This window comes from Gordonia sp. NPDC003424, assembly GCF_053588655.1.
On the sequence record NZ_JBSFQJ010000031.1, the window covers coordinates 1 to 23803 of the forward strand.

Consider the following 23803-nt stretch of genomic DNA (forward strand, 5'->3'; position numbering starts at 1 on the left):
CATCACTACGCACCCAAACACCGAAAACTACAGACCACAACACAATTCAGGCCCCAACACAATCAGCCCGAATCAGCGCGAAAAATCTAGGCTAGTCGTAGCGCTCGATACTCGTCTCGGCCAGCCGGGACAGCCCCTCGCGGATGTGCCGCGCCCAGATGCTGCCGATGCCCTCGACCGCCTGCAGGTCGGCGGCGCTGGTTGCGAGCAGCGCCTGCAGGGTGCCGAAGGATCGGACCAGCCGGTCGATGTGGGCGAACTGCAGCCGCGAGATGCGGGCCAGCATGCGGTAGCCGCGCGGACTCATCGCGGTGTCCTGCGCCTCCATGGTCGTGGGGTAGCCGAACGCACCGGCCAGTAGCGTCAGGTCGAGCAGGTCGGTGTCGGACAGGTGCTCGACGGTCTCCAGGGCCTGCCGGACCTCATCGGTGGTGGCGGGCTCCGGACTCGCGTAGTAGTCGCGGACCAGCAGCTCCCGCATGGTGTCGAGGTCGTTGATGAGCTCCTCGAGTTGCAGACTCACCTGCCGGCCGTTGGTGCCGAGTTCGAGAACGTACTCGTCGATCTCCACCGACACTCGGCGCACCATCTCCATCCGCTGCGCCGTGACGATCGCGTCGCGCAACATGACGTAGTCCTCGATCTCGGCTCGCGACAGCTGCGCGACCACCTCGTCGAGGCGGAGCTTGTAGCGCTCGAGTGTGGCGAGTGCGACGTTGGCGCGCGACAGGATCGGGTCCGGGCTCTCCACGACGCGCCGGGCCCCGTCGACGTAGACCGACACGATCGACATCGACGCGCTCACCGAGATCACCGGGTGGCCGGTCTGGATCGCCGTGCGCTCGGCCGCCCGATGCCGCGTCCCCGACTCCTCCGTCGGGATAGACGGATCCGGCACCAGTTGCACGTTCGCTCGCACGATCCGCTTGCCGTCGGTCGAAAGAACAACGGCGCCATCCATTTTCGCAAGCTCACGCAGTCGGGTGGGCGCGAACTCGACATCGAGGTGGAAGCCGCCGTCGCAGATCTTCTCGACGTCGGAGTCGTGACCGAGCACGATGAGCGCGCCGGTCCCGCCGCGCAGGATGCGTTCGAGGCCGTCGCGCAGCCCGCTGCCGGGGGCGACCCGGGCGAGCGTCTCGCGGGTCAGCTCGGACTTTGCGATCTCGACCATCTGTTCCTCTTCTGCGGCAGGCGGCCTGGCCACATCGGCTCGGACACGCGCATGCCCTAGGGTAACGGGACGTGAAGAGCAGTTTCGTGGTCCCCTCTGACCTTGATCCCGTCGAGCGGCATCCCAAGGCGGTCGCGCCCGGCGAACGGATGCGGATGCACAATCCGCTCTGCTACGGCTGCGGTGAGGAGTCGGTCGAGGGACTGCACCTGCAGATGTTCGCCGGCGAGGACTTCGCGGTGACCGCCACGATGGACGTGGCGCCACGTTTCGAGGGTGGCCCCGGTGTGATCCACGGTGGCGTGCTCGCGACCGCGTTCGACGACGTGATGGGCATGGTGCCGCTCCTGGTCGGGCCGTCCGCGGTGACCGTTCACCTCGAGATCGACTATCAACTGCCCATCCCGATCGGTTCGACACTGCAGTTCACCGCGACACTGCTCGGGCGTCAGCGTCGCAAGATCTATGTCGAGGCGGTCGGCCACCTCGGCGATCCGGACAAGCCGGTGGCGACCGCACACGGCATCTTCGTGACCATCAACGCCCGTGAGCACTTCGCCGACCACCTCGAGAACAGTCGACTCGGCGACGAGTACAAGGCGAGGCTGTCGCGGCCGTAGGGCCGTCAGAACGACGTTTCGACCACACTGACCATTCCGGCGCGAACGGCCTGATGCAGGTCGCCGACGCGGCTGACCCGGATGCCCGACGGCAACTTCTCGTCGGTCCCTGCCGGGACGATGGCGTGGCGGAAGCCGAGCCGCTTGGCCTCGGCGACGCGCCGGGCGACCGCGGACACGCGCCGGACCTCACCGGCCAGGCCGACCTCGCCGATCGCGACCGTGGTGTGCGGGACCGGCGTCTGGTTCATCACCGACGAGACCGCCAGTGCGATGGCCAGATCGGCGGCCGGCTCGGTGACGCGCATACCGCCGACGGTGGCGGCGTAGATCTCGTGGTCGCCCAGCGGTGCGCCGAGGCGGTTCTGCAGCACCGCGAGCACCATGGCCACCCGCGCCGAATCCAGTCCGGATACCGCCCGCCGGGGTGTGGGCATGGGGCTCTTGTTCGCGAGCGCCTGGATCTCGCCGACCAGGGCGCGCTTGCCGTCCATCGCCACCATCGCCGTCGAGCCGGTGACATCCGAATCGCGCTGATGGACAAAGATTCCCGACGGGTCGGTGACCTGATGGATGCCGTCGTCGCGCTGTTCGAAGCAGCCGACCTCGTCGGCCGCGCCGAAGCGGTTCTTGATGCCGCGCACCATGCGCAGAGTCGAGTGCCGGTCACCCTCGAAGCTCAGCACGACGTCCACGAGATGCTCGAGCGATCGTGGACCGGCGACCGCGCCGTCCTTGGTGACGTGACCCACCAGGATCACCGCGATCCCGCGGTTCTTGGCCAGCGACACCAGCGCGGTGGTGACGGCGCGGATCTGGGTGACACCGCCGGTCACGCCGTCGGATCCGGTCGCCACCACGGTCTGCACCGAATCCACCACCACCAGTGACGGATTCACCGCGTCGACGTGTCCGAGGATGGTCGCGAGGTCGGATTCGGCGGCGAGATAGACCTTCTCGTGCACAGCACCGGTTCGTTCGGCCCGCATCCGGACCTGCCCGGCGGATTCCTCTCCCGTCAGGTAGAGCGCGGTTCGGCCGCCCTGCGCCCAGTGCTTGACCGTCTCCAACAGCAGGGTGGATTTTCCGACACCCGGTTCACCGGCGAGCAGGATCACCGACCCGGGCACCACGCCCCGGCCGAGAACCCGGTCGAGTTCGGCGATGCCGGTCGGCAGGGCCGCCGACGAGTTGGCGTCGATCTCGGTGATCGGGCGGGCGGGACTGGTGGGGGTGATGCCCCCGACCCCGTTCGGCCGCGTCGTCGCCGCGGCGACCTCGTCGATCGAGCCCCATTCACCGCATTCGGGGCAGCGGCCCACCCACTTGGCCACGGCGTGGCCGCAGGCGCTGCAGCGGAACGAGGACTTGGATCTGGCCACGTCGGACAGAGTAGGTGCGGCTACCGACAACCGGTCATGCCGGATGGCACGACGGCGCTCGGCTGCTCAGTGACCGCCGGAATGCTCGTCGGCCGGTGCTTCGGCCTCGCGGACCTGGTCCTGACGCTCGGCGAGCCCACTCGCGTCGACCGGCGTGCGGACCGTCACCGTGCCGGCCTTCTCGAAGCGGAACTGCAACGGAGTCGTCAGGCCCGCGGCGACACTGTCGCCGGCGTTGTTGAGCACCACGGTGATGCGCTGCTCTTCGGTCTTGTCCTGCACTTCCTCGGGCAGCAGCAGACCGGCCGGTTTGCCGGCGCGAAGCGCCTGGCCGGGGGGGATCTTGGTGCCGTCGCCCGTGGCGGTGATCGTGACCGTGCCGCCGTCCGGTGCGGTGATGCCGAGCAGGCGGTCCTCGACGGTCTGGCTCAGATTGTTGATCACGAAGGCGACGTCGAAGGGGCCGCCGTTACCGAAGACCTCGTCGGCCTTGTCGGTGGGGTAGATGATCTGGACGTCGCGCAGCTGCAATTCACCGACGTTGGCGTAGTTCCCGTTGACGGCGGGCTCCTGGTTGGCGGTCTGCGAGATCTGACCCGCGCCGCATGCCGAGGTCCCGAGTGCGACCGCGATGCCGAACGCCGCAACCGCTGCGGCCTTGGTTGCGCTGCCGGCCGAACGCCGAGCGGTTTTCCGAAGCACAGACACCCGTTCCTCCCAGGTCATCAAAGGCCGATCAGCCATCACGCGAACCCTGCACTACGCAGCGTAGTGGGCGGTGGCCGGAAAAGTCCGACGGGGTGCCAGATTGATCCCGTATCCGTGTCGGGGCGGCGCCTCGCCGACGTCCGGGCGCCGGTCGCGGACACCGTGACCCGAGGCCGGCGAAAGGGCGTCGAACGGGGGCACTGTGCGAGCGATCACGCAGCGCTTTCCGCTGGTCCGTGACGCCTCCCGGGGGTGCCCAACCGGACGGTACAGCGCGTTGACCTGCACCGTTGTGTGGGCCCCTTCGGACGCCCGTGCTAGACTGGGTCTACTCGAAAGGGGCATGGAACATTGAACTTCAAAGTTGGCGACACCGTTGTCTACCCCCATCACGGTGCTGCTCGAGTCGAAGACATCGTGACTCGGACCATCAAGGGAGAACAGGTCGAATATCTCGTTCTCAAAGTTGCCGATGGTGACATGACCGTTCAGATCCCCTCATCGAAGTTGGAGTACGTCGGAGTTCGCGACGTCGTGGGTGAAGAGGGTCTCGACCAGGTGTTCCAGGTGCTCCGCGCACCGCACACCGAAGAGCCGACCAACTGGGCGCGCCGCTTCAAGGCCAACCAGGAGAAGCTCATCTCGGGCGACATCATCAAGGTCGCCGAAATCGTGCGTGACCTGTGGCGTCGCGAGCAGGACCGTGGCCTGTCGGCGGGGGAGAAGCGCATGCTGACCCGCGCCCGTCGGGTGCTTGTCGACGAGCTCTCGCTGGCGCAGAACACCGACGACGAGAAGGCGACGAGCATTCTCGACGAGGTTCTCGCCGCCGCGTCCTGACGCATCACGTGACCACGCCGCTGCATCCCGTGGTGGGGTGCGCGTGTCGGTAGGTGTGATCGTTCCGGCCGCGGGTTCCGGCACGCGGCTCGGTGAGTCGATCCCCAAGGCATTCGTCGATCTCGACGGCCGCAGCATCCTCGAGGTGTGCGTGGCGGGGATCGTCGATGCCGCGGTGGCCGACACCATCGTCGTGGTGGTGCCCGCCGACCTGATCGGCGAGGCGCAGCGTCTGGTGCCGGATGCGGTCATCGTCGCAGGCGGCGCGCATCGATCGGAGTCGGTCCGGGCGGGAATCGCAGCGCTCGGGCCGAATGCGGACATCGTGCTGGTGCACGACGCCGCGCGCCCTCTGGTGCCCGCCGGTGTGTTCGGCCGCGTCGTCGGCGCCGTCCGTGCAGGTCACCGCGCTGTGGTGCCCGGTCTGCCCGTCGCCGACACCCTCAAACAGATCGATCCGGTGGCGCAGGATTCGCCCGTCGGAGCCGAGACCGTCGTCGCCACCGTCGACCGCGACCTGCTGCGTGCCGTCCAGACGCCGCAGGGCTTCACGCGCGATGCGCTGCTGCGCGCACATGCCGACGACTCCGGGCTCGCCACCGACGACGCCGGGCTCGCCGAACGGTGCGGTATCGACGTGCATCTCGTCCCCGGCGACCCGCTGGCCTTCAAGATCACCACGCCGTGGGATCTGCGTATCGCCCGCGACGTGCTGGCCGAGGGATTCTCCGCCGGTCTAGTAGTCGACGAGCGCAGCGAGGAGACGTATCCGGTGGGTCGGGTAAGCCGGGCGACGAAGGAGTCGGTGCAACGAGACCGCTCCCACGCCGAGGATCGGAGGCTCCCATGAGGGTCGGCATCGGAACCGACGCGCACCGCGTGGACCCGGACACACCCTGCTGGATGGTCGGCCTGCACTTCCCCGACACGCCCGGGTGCGAAGGGCATTCCGACGGCGATGTGGGCGCCCACGCGCTCTGCGACGCGGTGCTCTCGGCGGCCGGTCTCGGTGACGTCGGTTCGGTGTTCGGCACCGGCCGCCCGGAGTGGGCGGGCGTGTCCGGGGTGGCGATGCTCGAACATGTGCGGGAACTGGTCGCCGCGGCCGGATTCACCGTCGCCAACGCCGCCGTGCAGGTGATCGGCAATCGGCCCAAGATCGGGCCCCGCCGCGACGAGGCACAGCGGGTGCTCGGTGCCGCGCTCGGCGCGCCGGTCTCGGTGTCGGCGACGACGACCGACGGCCTGGGGATGACCGGGCGCGGTGAAGGTGTCGCCGCGGTGGCCACTGCGCTGTTGCTGAGCAGGTAAGATCGCACGTCGTGACCCTGCGCTTGTATGACACCGCCACCCGAGAGGTGCGCGACTTCACGCCGCTGCACCCCGGCCGTGCGACGGTCTACCTGTGCGGCGCGACGGTTCAGGGAGTGCCGCACATCGGGCACGTGCGCAGCGGCATCGCCTTCGACATCTTGCGTCGCTGGCTCGAATACCAGGGTCTCGACGTGTGGTTCGTCCGCAACGTCACCGACATCGAGGACAAGATCCTCAGCAAGGCGGATGAGGCCGGCCGGCCGTGGTGGGAATGGGCGGCGACCCACGAACGCGAGTTCACCGATGCCTACGACGCGCTGGGTGTGCAGCCGCCGTCCGGCGAGCCCCGTGCCACCGGCTTCGTCACGCAGATGATCGAATACATGGAGCGGCTCATCGAGCGAGGGCACGCGTATGCCGCCGACGGCAACGTCTACTTCGACGTGCGGAGTCTGCCGGACTACGGGTCGCTGTCGGGCCACAAACTCGACGACGTACACCAGGGGGAGAGTGCCGGCACCGGCAAGCGTGATCCCCGGGACTTCACCCTGTGGAAGGCGGAGAAGCCCGGTGAGCCGTCGTGGCCCACCCCGTGGGGTCGGGGACGACCGGGCTGGCACCTGGAGTGCTCCGCGATGGCCACGTCGCTGCTCGGTCCGGAGTTCGACATTCATTGCGGCGGAATGGATCTCATCTTCCCGCATCACGAGAACGAGATCGCCCAGGCGCACGGTGCGGGGGACCCGTTCGCGCGCTACTGGCTGCACAACGGGTGGGTCACCATGGGTGGCGAGAAGATGAGCAAGTCACTCGGCAACGTCGTCGCCATTCCGGCGATGCTGCAACGGATCCGCGCGGTGGAACTGCGCTACTACCTCGGCAGCGCGCACTACCGGTCGATGCTCGAATACTCCGAGGGTGCGCTCACCGAGGCCGCGGCCGGGTATCGGCGGGTCGAGTCGTTCGTGCACCGGGTGTCCTCGCGTGTCGGCGAGGTGGCGATCGGCGAGGTGCCCGACGCATTCGCGGTCGCACTCGACGACGACCTCGCCGTGCCCGCGGCGCTCGCCGTCGTCCACAACGTTGTGCGCGAAGGGAATACCGCGCTGGAGTCCGGTGACGGGGCCGGTGCGCTGGCCGCCGCCGCCGCGGTGCGCGGCATGATGGGCGTGCTGGGCGTCGACCCACTCGATCCCCATTGGGCCGACACCGACACCGACGACTCCGCCGCGCATTCCGCGCTGGACGTGCTGGTGCGTGCCGAACTGGCCCGGCGCGCGCAGGCACGCGCCGACAAGGACTGGGCCACCGCCGATGCCGTGCGGGATCGCCTGTCGGAGGCCGGAATCGAGGTCACCGACACCCCGGACGGTGTGCAGTGGTCGCTGAAGGGAGCGTCCTGACATGGCGGGTAACTCCAAACGCAAAGGCGCGGTGCGCAAGTCGGGCTCCAAGAAGGGGCAGACCGTCGGTTCCGGCGGGCAGCGTCGTCGCGGACTCGAAGGCCGCGGCGCCACCCCGAAGGCCGTCGACCGTCCGTACCACGTCGCCCACAAGCGGGCCAAGGCCGCCGGGAAGTCCGTGGCCGGACGTGGCGGCGCACGGCACCACAAGGACGACGGTCCCGAATACGTGTTGGGACGCAACCCGGTTCTGGAGTGTCTGCGGGCCGGGGTCCCGGCCACCGCGCTCTATCTGGTGACCACGTCCGAACCCGACGAGCGGGTTGCGGAGGCGGCGAAACTCGCCGGCGACAAGGGCATCTCGATCCTCGAGGTCGGCAAGGGAGAGCTGGATCGGCTGTCCGCCAACGGTTTGCACCAGGGCGTCGCTCTGCAGGTGCCGGAGTATTCCTACGCGCACCCGGACGACCTCATGCAGGCGGCGAGGGACAGCGGCACTGCGCCGTTGCTGGTGGCCCTCGACAACATCACCGACCCACGCAACCTCGGTGCGGTGATCCGGTCGGTGGCCGCATTCGGCGGTCACGGTGTGGTCATCCCGCAGCGCCGCAGCGCGAGCGTCACCGCGGTGGCGTGGCGGACCAGTGCCGGCGCGGCCGCACGACTGCCCGTCGCCCAGGCGTCGAATCTCACTCGCACACTGAAGGATTGGGCTGCGTCGGGAGCCCAGCTCGTCGGGCTGGACGCCGACGGCGACGTCACGCTCGACGAGTACGACGGCACCGGCCCCACGGTGATCGTCGTGGGGTCCGAGGGCAAGGGCCTGTCGCGGCTCGTGCGCGAGACCTGCGACTCGATCCTGTCCATCCCGATGGCCGGTGACGTGGAGAGCCTGAACGCGTCGGTCGCCGCCGGCGTGGTGCTCGCCGAGTTCGCGCGCCAGCGGCGACAGTAGACGGGCGGGACTTCCGCGGAGGTCGTGCTCCGGCCCGATCCCCGGGCCGGATCGCAACATCGTCCTGGTGCCGCCCATACACTCGGAGGAGTGGCAGTCACGCAACGTTCGTCCGGCCTGATCGTCGACCTGAACGCCGACCTCGGCGAGGGTGTCGGCGACGACGAGGCCATGCTCGGACTCGTGACCAGTGCGAACGTCGCCTGCGGTTTCCATGCCGGCACGCCGGCCGAATTGCTGGCGACGTGCCGGGCGGCGGCCGCCGCCGGCGTCCGCGTCGGCGCCCAGGTCTCCTACCCCGACCGGGAGAACTTCGGGCGACGCTTCATGGACGTCGATCCCGCCGCCCTGACGGCCGACATCCTCTATCAGATCGGCGCCCTCGACGCCATCGCCCGGTCCGCGGGGACATCGGTCACCTACGTGAAACCGCATGGGGCGCTGTACAACTCGATTGTCGCGCACGACCGCCAGGCGAAGGCCGTGATCGACGCCGTCGCCGAATACGGCGGGCGGCTGCCGCTGATGGGTCTGCCCGACTCGCTGTCGCTGCGACTCGCCGAACGGGCCGGCATACCGGTCATCACCGAGGCGTTCGCCGACCGCGCATACCGGCCGGACGGAACCCTGGTGCCGCGGTCGGAGAGCGGTGCGGTGCTCTCGGACACCGCGCAGATCGCGCACCGCGTCGTGACGCTGGTCGTCGAGGGCACGGTGACGGCGTCGGACGGGTCGGTGATCCGGATCGACGCCGCATCGGTGTGTCTGCACGGAGACACGCCCGGTGCCGTCGAGCACGCCCGTGCGGTACGGCGCTCGCTCGACGACGCCGGGATCGTCGTCGCCGCGCACTGACGCAGGGCTGCTCGGACAGCGAAGTGGCGTGGGCCACACACCCCGTTCGGAGAGCGGGCTATGGTAGTCATCATGACAACGACCGATAGCAGGGTTACCACGGCCGATGGCATCGTCGAGGGGGCGCGCGGCAAACGCAGCCGCCGCGGCACCATCAGCTGGAAGGGGATCCCGTTTGCTGCCCCGCCGGTCGCCGGTGACCGGTTCCGGGACCCGCAGCCGGTTCATCCGTGGCCGGGCGTCCGCGACTGCTCCCGTTTCGGGAAGGCGGGAATCCAGGAGAAGCGGTTCGTCGCCGTCGCGCCGGGCAAGTACCAGCCGATGAGCGAGGACTGCCTCACGCTCAACGTGTATGCCCCCGACCGGCCGTCGTCGAGGCCCCGTCCGGTGATGGTCTTCATCCACGGTGGTGCCTACATCCTGGGCACCGCGGCGACACCGCTGTACGAAGGGTCGCTGCTGGCCCGCGGCCAGGACGTGATCGTGGTGACCGTGCAGTACCGGTTCGGCCCGTTCGGTTACCTCGATCTGTCGGCCTACTCCACCGACGAGCGGACATATGACTCCAATCTGGGATTGAAAGACCAGGTGGCTGCGCTGCAATGGGTGCAGCGCAACATCGCGGCCTTCGGCGGCGATCCGGCCAACGTGACGGTCTTCGGCGAGAGCGCGGGCGGATCGGCCGTCGTCACACTGCTGTCCACCCCGGCCGCCGAGGGCCTGTTCGCGCGGGGGATCGCCGAGAGCCCGGCGTGCGAGCTGATCGTCACCGCCGACTCGGCCCGGACCTACGCCGACGAGTTCCTGCGCCTGCTGCGCGATCCGGAACGGCGGACCGGCAGCGGCGCCGTGAACGCGGAACGTCTCGCGCCCGAGGATGCGCAGCGGCTGCTGGCGCGCTCGTCACCGCGGGAGATCCATCGCGCCGGTGACCGCCTGATGAAGTATGCGATGCACGCCGACACCGCGGAGACGGTGCCGTTCGCCCCGGTGATCGACGGCACCTACCTGCCGTCGTCGCCGCTCGAGACGGCCTCGCGGGGCAAGACGCTGCCCGTGCCGCTGATGGTCGGCAGCAACCACGACGAGGGATTGCTGTTCACCAAGCTGTGGAACGTCCTGCCCGACGCCGAGAAGACGCTCCTGCGAGTGGATGACGAGCAGGCTCGCACCGAGCTGTCGGCGCTCTACGACGGCGACCGTGACCGCATCGAGCTGACCGGGGACGCCGTCTTCTGGGGTCCGATGACGGCGTTCGCCGCCGGACACGCTGCGGTCGCCCCCACCTACGTCTACCGCTACGACTTCCACACCCGGCTTCTCGCGGCGGCCGGCGTCCGGGCCACGCACGCCACCGAGCTGTTCGCGGTCTTCGGTGCCTACCGGACGGCGTTGGGCGCCGGGCTCGCGGTCGGCGACTGGCGCTCGACGGGGCGTGTCATGACCGACGTCCAGGAGCGGTGGGGTGCGTTCGCCGCGGGCGGTGTTCCCGGGGTCGGCTGGCCGACCTACGACCACGACCGCAAGGTCCTCATCATCGACGACCCCGACCGGATCGAGGTCGACCCGGAGGGTCGTCGGCGCGAAGCGTGGAGTCGAGTGCACGCCTTACCCGAGCAGCGGGATTCGGTGGCGGGGTAGGGCCTACGGCCCCCAATCGCTCGGCGGGTCGGCGGCGAGGAACGAGATCACGAGCGGGTTGAACAGTTCGGGTGACTCCAAGGGCAGGATGTGCGTGCCCGGCAGGACGGCGAGCCGGCCTCTCGGCAGGGTGCGGAACATGGCCAGCGCATGTTCCAGCCGCACCACGCCCCGGTCGGCGGCGACCACCAGGGTCGGCGTGGTCACCGCGGCGAACTGGCTCAGCGCATATTCCGGCTCGACCTCGAGCATGGTGAGTGTCTTGTCCATGACATCGTCGAAATGCCCTGCGCCGTCGGGTGATACCGCTGCGTACCCGTTGCGCAGGTAGTTCACTGTCTGCGGATTGCGATCGCGGATGTGACGAAGGAACTCGTCGGCGTCGCGACCGCTGCTGTTGAGGTAGTTTGCGACGACGACCATGCGATCCACCAGATCCGGGCGTTCGCGCGCGACCAGCAGGGCGATCACCGCGCCGTCGACCCATCCCACGAGATTCGCCGGCCCGCCCACCTCCTGCTCGAGATAGGCGATCGTCTCCGCGGTCATGTCGGCAAAGCTGAACGGACCCGGGTGGTCGGGTGAATGGCCGTGCCCGCTGCGTTCGGGCACGTAGAGGTCGAATCCCGCGCCGGTCAGATCGTTGATCTGGGCGGCCCACGACGACGCCGACCCGAACGCGCCGTGCAACAGGACCGTCGGCCGACCCGAGGGATCGCCGTCGCGGAAGTGCCAGATGCGGCGCCCGGCGACGTCGGTATAGACGCCACCGTCGATCATCGTCCCGGTCTGCACATTGGCCACCTCGACCAGTGTGCAGAAACGCGGTCAGTGATGGGAAACGGTTGTGACTCGAATCCGAAACGAACCGGACCGCGGTCCAACGTCTCGGTGCGATGTCAACCGCCGGACAACGGCCAATCCGTGGTCTAGCTTTACAGACGGGCGCCGTTAGGTCGGCAAACGACAGGGATCGGGGTCCCACGCGCGGTTCAGGACATTCATGCAGTCGAAACATCGCGACACGACCCCATGTCGCGGGTGACGACCTTCGACATGGTGGAGGATCTGACATGCAGGCGTTCCGGTGGTGGCGAGTGATCGGTGCCGTCGCGGCAAGCACGTTGCTCGTTGCCGGACTGTCGGGAATCGTCGACGGCCCCGCGTCGACGGCCCCGGGCGACACACCGCCGCCGATGAGCCTGCGCGACATCGGTCTGGACTCCACCCTCACCCTGCCGGGCGAGCAGGGACAGATCAGCCTGTCGATACCCGTGCCGGCAGATCTGACACCCGACACCCTCACCGGCACCACGGTGCTACCCGCGTATGTGACATCGGGGTTCGTCGACGTCCTTCAGGGCAATCGCCTGCTGTCGCGCACTCCGGTGAACACCGCACCCAACGCGCGGATCGTGCTGCCGCTGCGGGGCGTCACGGTCGACCGCAACGCCGCCGACATCACCGTGCGGTCCTACCTGCGGACCGACGCCACCTGCCAGTTCGATCCCGACGACGCCTTCCGCATCGTCAACACGGCCATCACCTACTCCGGGACGGAGGCCGCGCCGACCACCGTCGCCGACTTCCTCCAACCGATCCTGCGCAAGCTCACGATCTATATCCCGTCCGACGTCACCCAGACCGAGGGCGAAGCGGCAGTCACCCTGGCGACCGCGGTCGTCGCGCACTACGGCACCGCGCCCGTCGACGTCGAAACCGCCTCGCTCCCACGGTCATCGATGACCCCCACCCAGCGTCCCGGCGCGTTGGAGCGGCAGATCGTCATCAGCAAGGACGCCCCGGAAGGGCTGACGCTGCAGAACGGGCCGGGCGGTCCGTACCTGTCGATCGGTGGCGCCGAGTCGTCCCTGCTGGCCCAGGTGCAGTTCCTGACCTCGTCGTTGGAACCGATCGCGCTCGCATCGAAGGCCGTCCCGGGACAGCTGTACGAGGCCCCACAACTGCCACCGGACGTGCAGACGCTCGCGGATCTCGGTGTGGCAGACCAGGAGGTGACCTCCGCGGCATGGCCGAGCCTGACGATCGGCATCGACCAGTCCCGGATGGGGCGCCCGTCGAAGAACATCCGCGTGCAACTGACGGGTTCCTACACCCCGCCACCCGACAACAGCGGCGGCCGCGTGTCGGTCTGGGTCGGTACCCGGGTGATCGACTCGTGGGAGACCGATGCGTCGGGCACCATCGACCGCTGGGTGAGCATCCCCGACGACGTGGTGCGCCGCTACACCGAACTCCGCGTACGGGTGGAGCGTGGCGACACCCGCAACGGCTGCGGCGACGGGTATCGCACCACGCTCAGCCTGTCGGCGGCCGGCGAGATCACCTCGGAGCGGGCCGATCCGCCCGTGCCGTCCGGATTCCAGTCACTGCCGCAGGCGTTGATGCCGCGGATGGATCTGGCCTGGACCAAGGGAGACGTCGCCGACGTGTCACGCGCGGTCAGCATCATGACCGGCCTGCAACACCTGTCGGCGGTGCCGCTCGGCGTCGACGTGGTGAGCATGAGTGACGCCGGATCCGCCACTGCGCCCGCGGTGCTGATCTCCGCGGACGGCGCCGATCTCCCGGACATCGAGCTTCCGGTCACCGCCGACTCCGGACAGATCACCGTCACCGATGCGTCCGGGCAGAAGTCCGACGTCACCTTGACGCCGGCGGTCGGCTTCGGCGCGTTGCAGGTGGCGCGGGCCGACGACCGCACGGTTCTGGTGGCCACCTCGACCAACGATCCCGCCGATCTCGACGGGGCCCTGGCCTGGCTCCACGCCGACCCGGATCGCTGGGCGGCGCTCAACGGGGACGCGATGCTCAAGGTCGCGAACCGGGATCCGGTCTTCGTCGGCAGCAGCGAGACGTCGTCGGCACAGGAGAGTGGTTCGTCGATGAGCGCCGCGGCCATCGTCGCGGCGATCCTCGCCGTGATCGGCGTACTGATCGCCATCGCCATCGTGGTGTTCACGTTGCGACGACGCGGGCAATGATGACCGTCGTTGCGCCCGATCAGCCGGTCGAACGCCGTCGCATCGGCGACGCGATGCGGTCGAATGTCGTGGTCCGCGCCGCCCTCCGCTGGGTGTTCCTCGCCGTGATCACGGTGTTCGCCTACTGGCACACCCTGGCGGCCTTGGCCATCGAGTTCCGTGTCCCCACGCTCGTCACGTATATCCCGGCGGCGGTGGTGCTCTCGTTGATGGCGGCCGTCGGGATCGGTCTGCGCCAGGGTGACGAACTCCCGATCTACGACCGGCAGACCGATGTGATCGTCGGTGTCATCGTCCTGATCCTCGCCGTCTGCTTCCAGGCGCTGCTGACTCCCCGCTACCAATCGACCTACCTGCTGCTGCATCTGGATCTGTTGTCGCTGTGGTTGTTCCTGCTCGGCGGGGCGATCATGCTGTTCGGGCTGCGGCCCGTCGCCCGGTACCGCTGGATGTGGTTCCTGCTGCTGTCGATCTTCCCGGCGCCTTATCGACTGGTGGTGCTGTCCCTCGGCGTCTCCCGGCTGAGCGTCGGTGTGGTGACACTGTTGATCGCGGTGGTGGCGGCGGCAATCGCGGTGGGCCGCACCCCGCGACGGGCACTGGCCGGTGCCGCGATCGCCGCGGTCGTGGGGATCGCACTGCTGGCGGGGCTCACCGTGTTCTTCCCCGAGGCGTCACCGATTGTCTACCAATGGGTTCCGTCGATCGGCTGTGTGTTCGTCACCGGGGTGATCATGTACGTCGATTACCGCCGTCGGTGGCACTCGCTGCGCCCGTTGAATCGTCCGGTGAATCCGCTCACCGCGCCGGCGGTGGCGCGAGCGGCGATCTTCGTGGCCCTGGTCGGCCTGCTGGTGCACTTCGTGCCGGTGCCTTCGGTTCATCCGAGACCTGGCCCGACCGTGAGCGGACTCAACACCTCCCCGCCGCTCATCGTGACCGACGGCTGGCGACAGACCTCGATCACCCCGTTCGACGTCGTCGACGTCTACGGCCCCGGGTCGGTCGCCGCCCGCCAGAATCTGGAACAGACGGAAGGCGACATACGATTCGACAAAGATGCCCGTCCCCGCAAAGTGGTCGCCGACGTGATCGCCACGCCACGGCCGATGACCCTCGACGTCTACGGCGTCATCCTCGACTACGACGTGGTCGGCGACCGGTTCAGCGCCCCGGAGCCGGTGGCGCTGCCGCACGGCGTGACCGGCCAGTTACAGACCATCGTCGATGACCGCCGGTTCCTCACCTACAACCGACTGCTGTGGCGGTGGAACAACGGGTCGTCGGCGCAACAGGTTTCACTGCTGTCGGTGGACAACCACGAACCCGACGCGTACTTTCCCGCACCTGAATTGGTGTTGTGGCGCAACCTGAATTCGTTCGTCACGGTGCTGCTGCGCGGTAACTCGGTCACCGAGGACCTGACCCCGGTGTTCAAGGACCGGGACCTGTTGGTGGAGTGCGCCACTTCGTTGATCAACGCGCAGGTTGCGCCGACGGAACGAGCGGTCGGATGAGCCGCCCGAGTGAGGAGATGTCGCGGCCCGGCGACGACGGCCGCCCGGTGCCGGAACGGCTCGACGACAGGGACTTTCGCGACGCCGCTCTGCACGATGCGGTGAACGGCCTTCGTGAGCGTTGGCCGGAGATGTCGGCATCGGTGGCCTTCACGCGCACGCAGAAGATCATCGGGTTCGCGTTGCTCGCGGTGATGGTCGTGGCCTTCATCCTCGCCCCCGTCGGCACCGCGGCGACCTTCGTCTCGATCATGACGGTCGTCTACATCCTCGCGCTGGCCGACCGCCTGCTCATCTTCCGGCGCGGACTCGTCAACGGCGCCATGAGAATCAGCGATGAGGCCGCCCGTGAGATATCGGACGAGGATCTGCCGCGCTACACGGTTCTGGTCCCGGCATACAACGAGCCGGAGGTGGTGGGCGACCTGATCGCCAACATGGAGGCCCTCGAGTATCCCGCCGACAAACTCCAGGTACTGCTACTGCTCGAGGCCGACGACCAAGCGACGATCACCGCGGCCGAAACGGTGGCCGCCTCGGCAATGGTGGCCGTGGTTCTCGTGCCGCCCGCCGACCCGCGGACCAAGCCGAAGGCCTGCAACTACGGTCTGCACTTCGCCACCGGCGAGCTGGTCACCATCTACGACGCCGAAGACAAGCCCGATCCGCTGCAATTGCGCAGGGTGGCAAAGGCATTCAGCGACAGCGATGACGACGTCGTCTGTATTCAGGGCAAGCTCAGCTTCCACAACGCCACCGACAACATCCTCACCGCCTGGTTCACCGCGGACTACGGCATCTGGTTCGGCTACCTGCTGCCCGGGATCATGTCGGTGCGGTCGCCGATCCCGTTGGGTGGCACGTCGAATCACTTCCGGCGCGATGTCCTCGAACGGATCGGCGGCTGGGATCCGTTCAACGTCACCGAGGACGCCGACCTCGGAGTGCGGATCGCCGCGCGCGGGTACCGCACGGCGGTGATCGACTCGGTGACGTTGGAGGAGGCCAACATCGACCCGATCAACTGGATCAGGCAACGATCCCGCTGGTACAAGGGCTACATGCAGACGTGGCTGGTCCACATGCGCCGACCCCGAGAACTGCTCAGAACCCTTGGCCCGGTGCCGGTCTACCGCTTCACCCTGCTGATCGCCGGAACCCCGTTCATCGCGTGCGTGAACATGATCTTCTGGATGATCCTGCTGGTGTGGATCGCCGGACAGCCCGCGGTCATCGCCTCTCTGTTCCCCGGGCCCATCTACTACCTGGCCCTCATCTCGCTCATCTTCGGCAACGGCGCCGCGATCTACATGAATCTCATCGCGATTCGTGAAGACGGCCGCGACGATCTGTTCTGGCCGGCATTGATCGTCCCGGTGTACTGGCTGCTGATGAGTGTGGCGGCGATCAAGGGGATGTGGCAGCTCCTGCTCAATCCGTCGTACTGGGAGAAGACCTTCCACGGGCTGGCATCCTCGACGTCGGAGGACGAGTCGTCGACTTCGGACATCGCGAGCGCCTCATGACCCGGCGCCAGGTGATCGCCCTGTTCGTGGTGGCGTGGATCGTCTACTGTGCGTTCGGCCTGTATCTGACGATCGGACAGCAGGTCTTCATCGGCGACGCGCTGTCCCGTGTCCAGTCCGCGCAGGCCGTCCTGTTCAGCCGCGATCCGCACCTGGCGGCCATCGGTTTCATCTTCACGCCGCTCACCACGGTGGCGCAGCTCCCCCTCGTCGCCTTCGCGCCGTGGTGGCAGCCGATGACCGCCGACGCCGTGTCGGGCGTGATCATGTCGTCGGCGTTCATGGCCGGGTCGGTGGTGCAGCTGTCGGGTATCGCGCGTGACCGCGGAGTGCCGTATTGGCTGGGCGTCTCCGTGACGGTGTGCTACGTGGTCAACCCGATGATCCTCTTCTACGGGGCCAACGGGATGAGCGAGGCGCCGTACATCTTCTTCCTGGTCTGGGCGATCCGGCGGCTGATCCGGTGGGTGGATACCGACGATGTGCATGAACTGGTCGTTGCCGGGGTCGCGCTGGCACTGGCCTACCTCACGCGGTACGACGGAACCGCCGCCGCGTTCGCGGCGGGCATCTTCGTCGCGGTCGTGTCCTACCGCCGCCGGGATCCGCGGCGGCGGGTGCAGCGGGCGATCATGGACATGTTCATCGTCGCCGCACCCAGCGCGACGGCGTTTCTTCTCTGGGCCTTCACAAGTTGGCTGATCTCCGGGAACTTCTTCGCCCAGTTCGCCTCCGAGTACGGGAACTCCTCGATCGTGGAGCAGTCGGGTGGCTCCGGTTCCGACACCGCCGCCAGGGCGTTGGGTTTCTCGCTGACCGAACTCGCGTTGCTGCCGCCGCTGCTCCCCATCGTGCTCGTCATGGTGTTCCTGGTCCGGTTCCGACGGCGACGGCTCTATCCGCTGATGGCGGCGGTTGCGGTGATCGGTGCCGTCCTGCTGTTCCAGACGATCAGCTACGCCCGGGGTTCCACCTTCGGATTCCTGCGTTTCTACATCACCGTGATCCCGTTGGCGGCGATCGTCGCTCTGCTGTCGGTTCCCTCGACACGACCGGTCCCGTTCCGTCGGCCCGGCCGCCATGCCGACCCCCGTCCGGTCTCGAGATGGGCACAGTATCCCGTGTGGTATTCGGTGGTGGGGGTCGTCGCGGCACTGTCGATGGTCGTCGCGATCAGCTCCGCCACCTGGGGTATGACGTCGCCGAAGTACGCGCCACAGGAATACGAACTCACGGCGGTGGTGGTACCGCGTCCCGATTCGACCGACCAGACGTACCTGGACGCCAGCCGGGTGGCGCGCTCTTTCTCCACCGAGAGAGCGTTGTCGGAGTACCTCGATTCGCTGGGCCTACCCGACGGAAGTATCTTGTGCGACACCGTCTACGGGTTCGCGGTGGTGGTGCGCTCCGCGCGGCCGAAACAGTACGTCATCCCGTCGGATCAGGACTTCACGAACATCCTCAACGACCCCGCGGCCAATGGCGTCCAGTACATGCTCGCGGTTCCCAACGAGGGGCGTGGCGTCTCCGATGCACTCAACACGCGGTTCCCGACGCTCTACGAGAACGGGGCCGGGATCGGATCGCTGGTGCTCGAGGCGCGCAATCAGGGTGCGGATCTTCCGAAGTGGCGGCTGTATCGGGTGATCCGTTGACCGCGATCACCGGACGGACTCTCTGACCACCTCCCATAGGGGGTCCGCGGGGCCGATGTCGAAGGTGCATTCGGCGGCGCGCGCATCGGGGACGAATGCCCACAGCAGCGCGCCTGCGGTGCCCGCTTTCCGCTGCGCCGCGATCTTCTCCCGGATACGGTCGGCGCGCTCCCCGACCGGCAGGCACGCACCGGCCTCGATTCCGATCTCGTTGACGATCAACGGCTTTGACAGTCGCTGCGCGATCTTGAGCCTCGCCTGCAGGCTGTTGGCGCCCTCTCCCGGGAGACTGGCGTCCTGCTCGTAGTCGTGGAAGTCGAGGACGTCGATCCCCGACGACGAGCCCACGGTGGCGTAGTCGCCGGCGGCGATGCCGCACTGGTCGCCACCGGCGAGGCCGGAGAAGATCGGGTGCCGGTCGTCGAGCGCGCGGATCTCGTTGCCGACGTTGTCGAAGAAGGTCCGCAGGACGTGCGCGGCGTCGGACGGGCAGCTGCGGTTCTGCCAGGAGCAGTCTTTTCGATTGCAGACGCTCGCCTCGGGTTCGCCGACCGGCTCCCAACCCGCCAGGGCGGGTTCGTCGCGCCAGCGTTCGATCGCCGTCCGCAGCCAGGTCTGAAACGAGACGGCCCCCTTCGACGGCGCCTTCGTCCACCCGCTCACGTACCACGCCCGATCCTTGAAGATGTTGTTCTCGCATGCGCCCTCGTTGGAGGTGAGGACGGGTAGCACCATCTGCCCGTGGCGCTGCGCGGCGGCGAAGACGGCGTCCAACGGACCGTATGACGGAAGTCCGGTGTCGCGGTCGGCGGCCAGGGAGGCGAACAGGTCGAAGCGCGTCAGGGCACGGGGCGGCAGGGCGGCGAAGTAGGCGTCGAGATCCACCGGGCCGCCGCAGCCCTTGTTCACCGACCAGTCGGTACCGAGTTGGTAGGCGTCGAATCCCGTCGGCCACCACAGGGTGCCGTCGAGCATCAGTCCCGTCGCCGTGGTCGAGACCCGCCCGGCGAACGCGTGAGTGGTGGACGGGCCGTGTTGGTCGGTCGGTGACTGTGGCGCACACCCGGCGAGTGCGAGAACACCCGACATCAGGACGCACAGACCGCCGACGAGAAGGGACGCGGATCGCCGCTGCACCTTTCGGAGGGTACCGGGCGGCACCCGCTATGTTCGGACCATGGGCGGACCGAGGACGACCGTGTGCGCGGGGCTGGTCGCGGCGGTCCTGTGCGGGGCATGCGGGACCGCCGGCCCGGAGACCGCACCGGTGTCCTCGTCGACGGTCGGCACATCGACGGTCGGCACGTCCACGGTCGGCACGTCGACGGTCAGCACGTCGTCGGCGACTTCCGCGGCCGTCTACCCGGCGCCGTTCATCGACCACGTTCAGTGGGTGCAGACCACGCTCGGCCGCAGCTTGCAGATCTACCCGACGACTTCGGGCCGGCGCACGGAGGCCGACACCGCGATGGCGGCCGCCTGGGCCGAGGTGCTGCGGCAGGCACCGGACGCCGACACCCCCGGCATGCGTGCGCAATTCGACTGCCACTGGAACTATGCGAGGGCCGCCGAACCCGACAAGCCGAGCTGGAACATCGAACCGTGGCGGCCGGTGGTCAGCGACGAGGAGATGATCGCCACCCGCTGCAATCCCGGCGGTCCCGAGGAATAGGTGCCGGCGGGTGCGTCCGGCTCAGCGCGTCACGAACGTCCGTCGGCTGCCCACCCACCGGCAGATCACGTAGATCACGAACGAGATCGTGGTCACCAGCACCGATACCGGGAGGCGCGGCGCCAGCGACAGGATGAGTCCGCCGACGGCGGCGATCTCCGCGAACAGCACCGAGAGCACCACCACACGAACGGGATTCGCGGTCAGGCGGGCGGCCGCCGCGCCCGGGGTTATCATCAGCGACATCACCAGCAGCGCCCCGATCACCTGCACGCTCTGCGCACACGCGAGCGCCATCAGGATCGCGAACACCACCGACAGCGTCCGCATCGGCACACCCTGCGCCTCGGCGGCACGCGGGTCGACCGACGAGAACCACAAGGGGCGGTAGATGATCCCCATCCCGACGAGGACGACGACGGTGGTGATGGCGATGGCGGTCAGCCCGCCGAGACCGACGCTGACGACCTGGCCGGTCAGCAGCGCGAAGCCGGTTCCGGTACGTCCGTACAGCGACAGGAACAGCACGCCGAGGCCCAGGCCGAACGCCATGACCACACCGATCACCGAATCCCGTTCGCGTGCACGGTTTCCGAGATAGCCGAAGACCGCCGCCGCGATCACCGCGCCGATCACCCCGCCGATGTTGAAGCTGACCCCGGCGAGCAGGGCGGCGGCGGCACCGGTCACCGACAACTCGCTCACCCCGTGCACCGCGAACGACATCTGCCGCGCCACGATGAGTGGTCCGAGGACGCCGCCGAGCAGGCCGAGGAGCGCCATCGCGATCATCGCCTGGATGACGAAGTCGCGGCCGAGCAGATCGGCGGTCAGCGAGAAGTTCCAGAAATCGGTGAAATTGAGCTTGGCGGCCAACGAGGTCGAGGTCACTGGGGGTGGGTCTCCTCGATCGAATGGTCGACGCAGTGGTGGGCGTCCTCACCGCCGAGGACCACGAGTCGCCCGTTGACCCGGATGACGTCGATCTGGCTGCCGTACAGTTCCGACAGCGTCTCGGTGGTCATCACCGCATCGGGTCTGCCGATCCGGAATCGGCCGTCGACCAGGTAGACCACCCGGTCCACATACGGCAGAACGGGATTGATCTCGTGGGTGACGAACACGACGGCGGTGTTCGCGGTGCGTCGTCGGGTGTCGATCAGTTCGACGACGAGTTCCTGGTTGGCCAGGTCGAGGCTGGCGAGCGGTTCGTCGCACAGCAGCAGCGCCGGGTCTCCGGTCAGCGCCTGCGCGACCCTCAGTCGTTGTTGTTCACCACCGGACAGCAGACCGAGGGGGGCGTCGGCATAGGCCCGGGCCCCGACCTCGTCGAGCGCCGCGTCGACCATCCGGCGCCTCCGCTTGCGTCCGAGAAGACCGATACCCCAACGGTTTCCGTCGACTCCGAAGCCGACCAGATCGCGGCCGCGCAGGGCCATCGGATCGGAGTCGTCGGCATGTTGCTGGGGGATGTAGCCGATGACCCCATTGACCGCGAGTTCGCCTGCGGTGAGGTGATATTGGCCCAGGAGGGTGCGCAGGAACGAGGTCTTGCCGGAGCCGTTGGGGCCGAGGACCGCGATGAACTCGCCGGGCGCGATGGCGAGATCGAGGTCGTCCCAGAGGATTCGGCTGCCGAAGGCGAGTCGGGCGTGCCGGAACTCGGCGACCGGGGCGGGGGCTGTGGTCATCGTGCTACGACGCCGGTGCGGCCAATGCCGAGGACAACGACTCGATCTGGCTGCGCTGCCAGTCGATGTAGCTGGTGACCCCGTCGGGCAGGGTCTCGGAGAACTTCACCACCGCAACGTTGGCAGACTTCGCCACCGACAGCAACGCCTCGGTCACCGGATCGACCGCCTGGGTGTTGTAGATCAGCGCGTGCGCGGTGTGTGACCGCAGGAGGTCTTCCATGGCGGCGCGGTCGGCGGCCGACGGCGATTGTCCGTCCTCGACGGCGGCGGTGAAGGACTCCGGTGCGATGTCGACGAGCCCGGCCTCGGTCAGCAGGTAGCCGGCCAGCGGTTCGGTCTGCGCGACCTTGGTGCCGTCGTGCGCCTTCTTGATGCCGGCCAGCTGACCGCGCAGCTCGGTGATCTGGGTGTTGAACGTCGTGGCGTTGGCCCGGAAGGTGTCGGCGCCGGCGGGATCCTTGGTGGCGAGCGCGTCGGCGACCTTGGTGGCCACCAGCCCGGCGACGGACAGGTCGTAGAAGACGTGTTCGTTGTGCGCGCCGTGATCGTCGGAGTCGTGGTCCTCGGCGTGCTCGCCGTAGAGCAGGTCGTATGCGTTGACCACCGTGGCGTCCGATCCGCTGATCGCATCTTCCATGTACTGGTCGTAGTGGCCGCCGTTGAGGACGACGACGTCGGCGTCGGCGATCTTCGCGGTGTCGGCGGCCGACGGCTCGAACTCGTGCGGATCGCCGTCGGCGGTGGTGTAGAGCGAGGTCACCGAGGCGGCGTCGCCGGCGACGGCGGATGCGACGGCACCCCACACGTCGGTGGAGGTGACCACGGTCGGCTTGCCGCCCGAGTCGCCTGACTTGTCATCGCCGCCACCCGAGCACCCGGCCAGCACGAGGATGCCGGCGCCGAGGACGGCGAGCATCGACCACAGGGTTCGTCGGTTCATGACCCACCTTCACGCAAATGACAATCGTTACCGACAACAGTGTAGGGGACCGCGGTGGGGTGCATCGAATCGGACGGTGGTGTCCGGTCAGCAGTGTGCCGGAGGGGTGGACGCGGTGATGCCGTCGCTGATGCCGCGGGCATAGCGGTCGAGGTCGGCGTGGGCGACCGGGTCGGCGCCACCCCCGCCGGACGCGGGCCCGAACTCGTTGTACACCCAGGGGACGTGGGTCGATATCAGCGAGATGATCGGGATGTTCCCCGCCCAGAGCGGATAGCGGCCTCCGAAGTCGTTGTCGGTCACGCGGACCTGATGATCCTCCGTGCTCGAGCGCGACGCGGCGATCCGTACCGCTGCCCGTTGAGACCGCCCGGCGACGGCAGCGTCGGTGAACGTCACCCGCACCGGGTCGCCCGACGGTCCGGGGCCTTCCCGGTACAGGCCGACCCGCTGGGCGAAGACGGCGTTGTCGCCGGGCGAGGTGTGGATCGAGACGCCGAGCGCGGCGCCGGCCTGCTCCGCCCGGTGCACCCGCACGCGGTAGTCGGCGTCGTCGGACAGCGACGTCTTCACCAGGATCGCCCGGTAGCCGGAGTTGGTCTCGAGCATGCGTTGTACGGACCTCGCCACGTACATGTCGTCGGCGGCTTCGGCGCCGTTGGGGTAATCCACCATCTTGGCGCCGGTCACCGGATCGAAGCGCGCGATCGGTGCCGGCGAGTGTCCCGGGTCGAGCGCGATGACCGTTGGCGCGCAGGGTTTGGCCACCGGCGGCGGTGCGCTCGTGCGGGACGCACTGGATGTGGCGGCCGGCAGGTTTTCGGCGCCGCCACATGCCGCGGTCGCCGTGAGTACCGCCGCAAGCGTCACCGCTGCGACCGTTGGGCGGGTCCCGCGACGCG

22 protein-coding genes are annotated in these 23803 nt (G+C 68.2%); 13 read left to right on the forward strand and 9 right to left on the reverse strand.

All coding sequences use genetic code 11. The features are described 5' to 3' along the window. Positions 1-91: 91 nt before the first annotated feature. Entirely contained in the window at positions 92-1174 is a 1083-nt protein-coding gene (gene disA, locus ACWDTI_RS26335) for a DNA integrity scanning diadenylate cyclase DisA (RefSeq protein WP_449741090.1), read from the reverse strand. A gap of 71 nt (positions 1175-1245) precedes the next feature. Between disA and ACWDTI_RS26340 the strand changes: the two genes are divergently transcribed. After that, positions 1246-1794, forward strand: a complete 549-nt coding sequence (locus tag ACWDTI_RS26340) for a PaaI family thioesterase (RefSeq protein WP_449741091.1) — start codon at positions 1246-1248, stop codon at positions 1792-1794. Between the two features lie 5 nt (positions 1795-1799). On the opposite strand, the gene radA is transcribed toward ACWDTI_RS26340, so the two are convergent. Continuing rightward, on the reverse strand, positions 1800-3176 hold the full coding sequence (gene radA, locus ACWDTI_RS26345; RefSeq protein ID WP_449741092.1) for a DNA repair protein RadA: 1377 nt from the start codon (positions 3174-3176) through the stop codon (positions 1800-1802). 66 nt (positions 3177-3242) lie between these two features. Beyond that, positions 3243-3884: a hypothetical protein gene (locus ACWDTI_RS26350; protein WP_449741093.1), complete on the reverse strand. Its 642-nt coding sequence runs from the start codon at positions 3882-3884 to the stop codon at positions 3243-3245. 351 nt (positions 3885-4235) lie between these two features. Here ACWDTI_RS26350 and ACWDTI_RS26355 point away from each other — a divergent pair, with 351 nt between their 5' ends. The 7 genes from ACWDTI_RS26355 (at position 4236) to ACWDTI_RS26385 (ending at position 10892) form a co-directional block, all read left to right on the forward strand. Then, positions 4236-4724: a CarD family transcriptional regulator gene (locus ACWDTI_RS26355; RefSeq protein ID WP_449741094.1), complete on the forward strand. Its 489-nt coding sequence runs from the start codon at positions 4236-4238 to the stop codon at positions 4722-4724. 43 nt (positions 4725-4767) lie between these two features. Next, positions 4768-5574 (forward strand): 2-C-methyl-D-erythritol 4-phosphate cytidylyltransferase, encoded by an 807-nt coding sequence (gene ispD / locus ACWDTI_RS26360; protein ID WP_449741095.1) that lies wholly within the window; start codon positions 4768-4770, stop codon positions 5572-5574. Next, on the forward strand, positions 5571-6035 hold the full coding sequence (gene ispF, locus ACWDTI_RS26365) for a 2-C-methyl-D-erythritol 2,4-cyclodiphosphate synthase (RefSeq protein ID WP_449741096.1): 465 nt from the start codon (positions 5571-5573) through the stop codon (positions 6033-6035). The genes ispD and ispF overlap by 4 nt, the downstream gene beginning before the upstream one ends. A gap of 11 nt (positions 6036-6046) precedes the next feature. Beyond that, positions 6047-7441 (forward strand): cysteine--tRNA ligase, encoded by a 1395-nt coding sequence (gene cysS / locus ACWDTI_RS26370; RefSeq protein WP_449741097.1) that lies wholly within the window; start codon positions 6047-6049, stop codon positions 7439-7441. A 1-nt stretch (position 7442) separates the two neighbouring features. Then, positions 7443-8396, forward strand: coding sequence for a 23S rRNA (guanosine(2251)-2'-O)-methyltransferase RlmB (gene rlmB / locus ACWDTI_RS26375; protein ID WP_449741098.1), 954 nt, complete (start codon positions 7443-7445; stop codon positions 8394-8396). A 90-nt stretch (positions 8397-8486) separates the two neighbouring features. Beyond that, the gene (locus tag ACWDTI_RS26380) at positions 8487-9251 is read left to right on the forward strand and encodes a LamB/YcsF family protein (RefSeq protein ID WP_449741099.1); all 765 of its coding nucleotides are present in this window, start codon (positions 8487-8489) and stop codon (positions 9249-9251) included. A 72-nt stretch (positions 9252-9323) separates the two neighbouring features. Next, positions 9324-10892: a carboxylesterase/lipase family protein gene (locus ACWDTI_RS26385; protein WP_449741100.1), complete on the forward strand. Its 1569-nt coding sequence runs from the start codon at positions 9324-9326 to the stop codon at positions 10890-10892. 3 nt (positions 10893-10895) lie between these two features. On the opposite strand, the gene ACWDTI_RS26390 is transcribed toward ACWDTI_RS26385, so the two are convergent. After that, positions 10896-11696, reverse strand: coding sequence for an alpha/beta fold hydrolase (locus ACWDTI_RS26390; RefSeq protein ID WP_449741101.1), 801 nt, complete (start codon positions 11694-11696; stop codon positions 10896-10898). Positions 11697-11965: 269 nt separating this feature from the next. Here ACWDTI_RS26390 and ACWDTI_RS26395 point away from each other — a divergent pair, with 269 nt between their 5' ends. From ACWDTI_RS26395 to ACWDTI_RS26410, 4 genes are read left to right on the forward strand one after another with little or no spacing between them, the layout of a single operon-like run. Then, on the forward strand, positions 11966-13897 hold the full coding sequence (locus tag ACWDTI_RS26395) for a hypothetical protein (RefSeq protein ID WP_449741102.1): 1932 nt from the start codon (positions 11966-11968) through the stop codon (positions 13895-13897). Continuing rightward, the gene (locus ACWDTI_RS26400; protein ID WP_449741103.1) at positions 13894-15414 is read left to right on the forward strand and encodes a hypothetical protein; all 1521 of its coding nucleotides are present in this window, start codon (positions 13894-13896) and stop codon (positions 15412-15414) included. The genes ACWDTI_RS26395 and ACWDTI_RS26400 overlap by 4 nt, the downstream gene beginning before the upstream one ends. Next, positions 15411-16940, forward strand: a complete 1530-nt coding sequence (locus tag ACWDTI_RS26405; RefSeq protein ID WP_449741104.1) for a glycosyltransferase — start codon at positions 15411-15413, stop codon at positions 16938-16940. The genes ACWDTI_RS26400 and ACWDTI_RS26405 overlap by 4 nt, the downstream gene beginning before the upstream one ends. After that, the gene (locus ACWDTI_RS26410; protein WP_449741105.1) at positions 16937-18595 is read left to right on the forward strand and encodes a glycosyltransferase family 39 protein; all 1659 of its coding nucleotides are present in this window, start codon (positions 16937-16939) and stop codon (positions 18593-18595) included. The genes ACWDTI_RS26405 and ACWDTI_RS26410 overlap by 4 nt, the downstream gene beginning before the upstream one ends. Before the next feature lie 6 nt (positions 18596-18601). On the opposite strand, the gene ACWDTI_RS26415 is transcribed toward ACWDTI_RS26410, so the two are convergent. Further along, positions 18602-19732: a beta-mannosidase gene (locus ACWDTI_RS26415; protein WP_449741106.1), complete on the reverse strand. Its 1131-nt coding sequence runs from the start codon at positions 19730-19732 to the stop codon at positions 18602-18604. A gap of 40 nt (positions 19733-19772) precedes the next feature. On the opposite strand from ACWDTI_RS26415, the gene ACWDTI_RS26420 reads away from it, so the two are divergent. Continuing rightward, positions 19773-20267 carry a DUF2599 domain-containing protein gene (locus ACWDTI_RS26420; protein WP_449741107.1) on the forward strand — a complete coding sequence of 165 codons (495 nt, stop codon included), beginning with the start codon at positions 19773-19775 and terminating at the stop codon, positions 20265-20267. Positions 20268-20288: 21 nt separating this feature from the next. Here ACWDTI_RS26420 and ACWDTI_RS26425 read toward each other — a convergent pair whose 3' ends face one another. The 4 genes from ACWDTI_RS26425 to ACWDTI_RS26440 all read right to left on the reverse strand — a co-directional run bounded on the left by ACWDTI_RS26425 (position 20289) and on the right by ACWDTI_RS26440 (position 23771). After that, positions 20289-21158 (reverse strand): metal ABC transporter permease, encoded by an 870-nt coding sequence (locus ACWDTI_RS26425; protein ID WP_449741108.1) that lies wholly within the window; start codon positions 21156-21158, stop codon positions 20289-20291. Next, on the reverse strand, positions 21155-21958 hold the full coding sequence (locus tag ACWDTI_RS26430) for a metal ABC transporter ATP-binding protein (RefSeq protein WP_449741109.1): 804 nt from the start codon (positions 21956-21958) through the stop codon (positions 21155-21157). Before ACWDTI_RS26430 ends, ACWDTI_RS26425 begins: the two co-directional genes overlap by 4 nt. 4 nt (positions 21959-21962) lie before the next feature. Further along, the gene (locus tag ACWDTI_RS26435; protein WP_449741110.1) at positions 21963-22901 is read right to left on the reverse strand and encodes a metal ABC transporter solute-binding protein, Zn/Mn family; all 939 of its coding nucleotides are present in this window, start codon (positions 22899-22901) and stop codon (positions 21963-21965) included. 87 nt (positions 22902-22988) lie between these two features. Next, positions 22989-23771 (reverse strand): N-acetylmuramoyl-L-alanine amidase, encoded by a 783-nt coding sequence (locus tag ACWDTI_RS26440; protein ID WP_449741111.1) that lies wholly within the window; start codon positions 23769-23771, stop codon positions 22989-22991. Between the last annotated feature and the right edge of the window lie 32 nt (positions 23772-23803).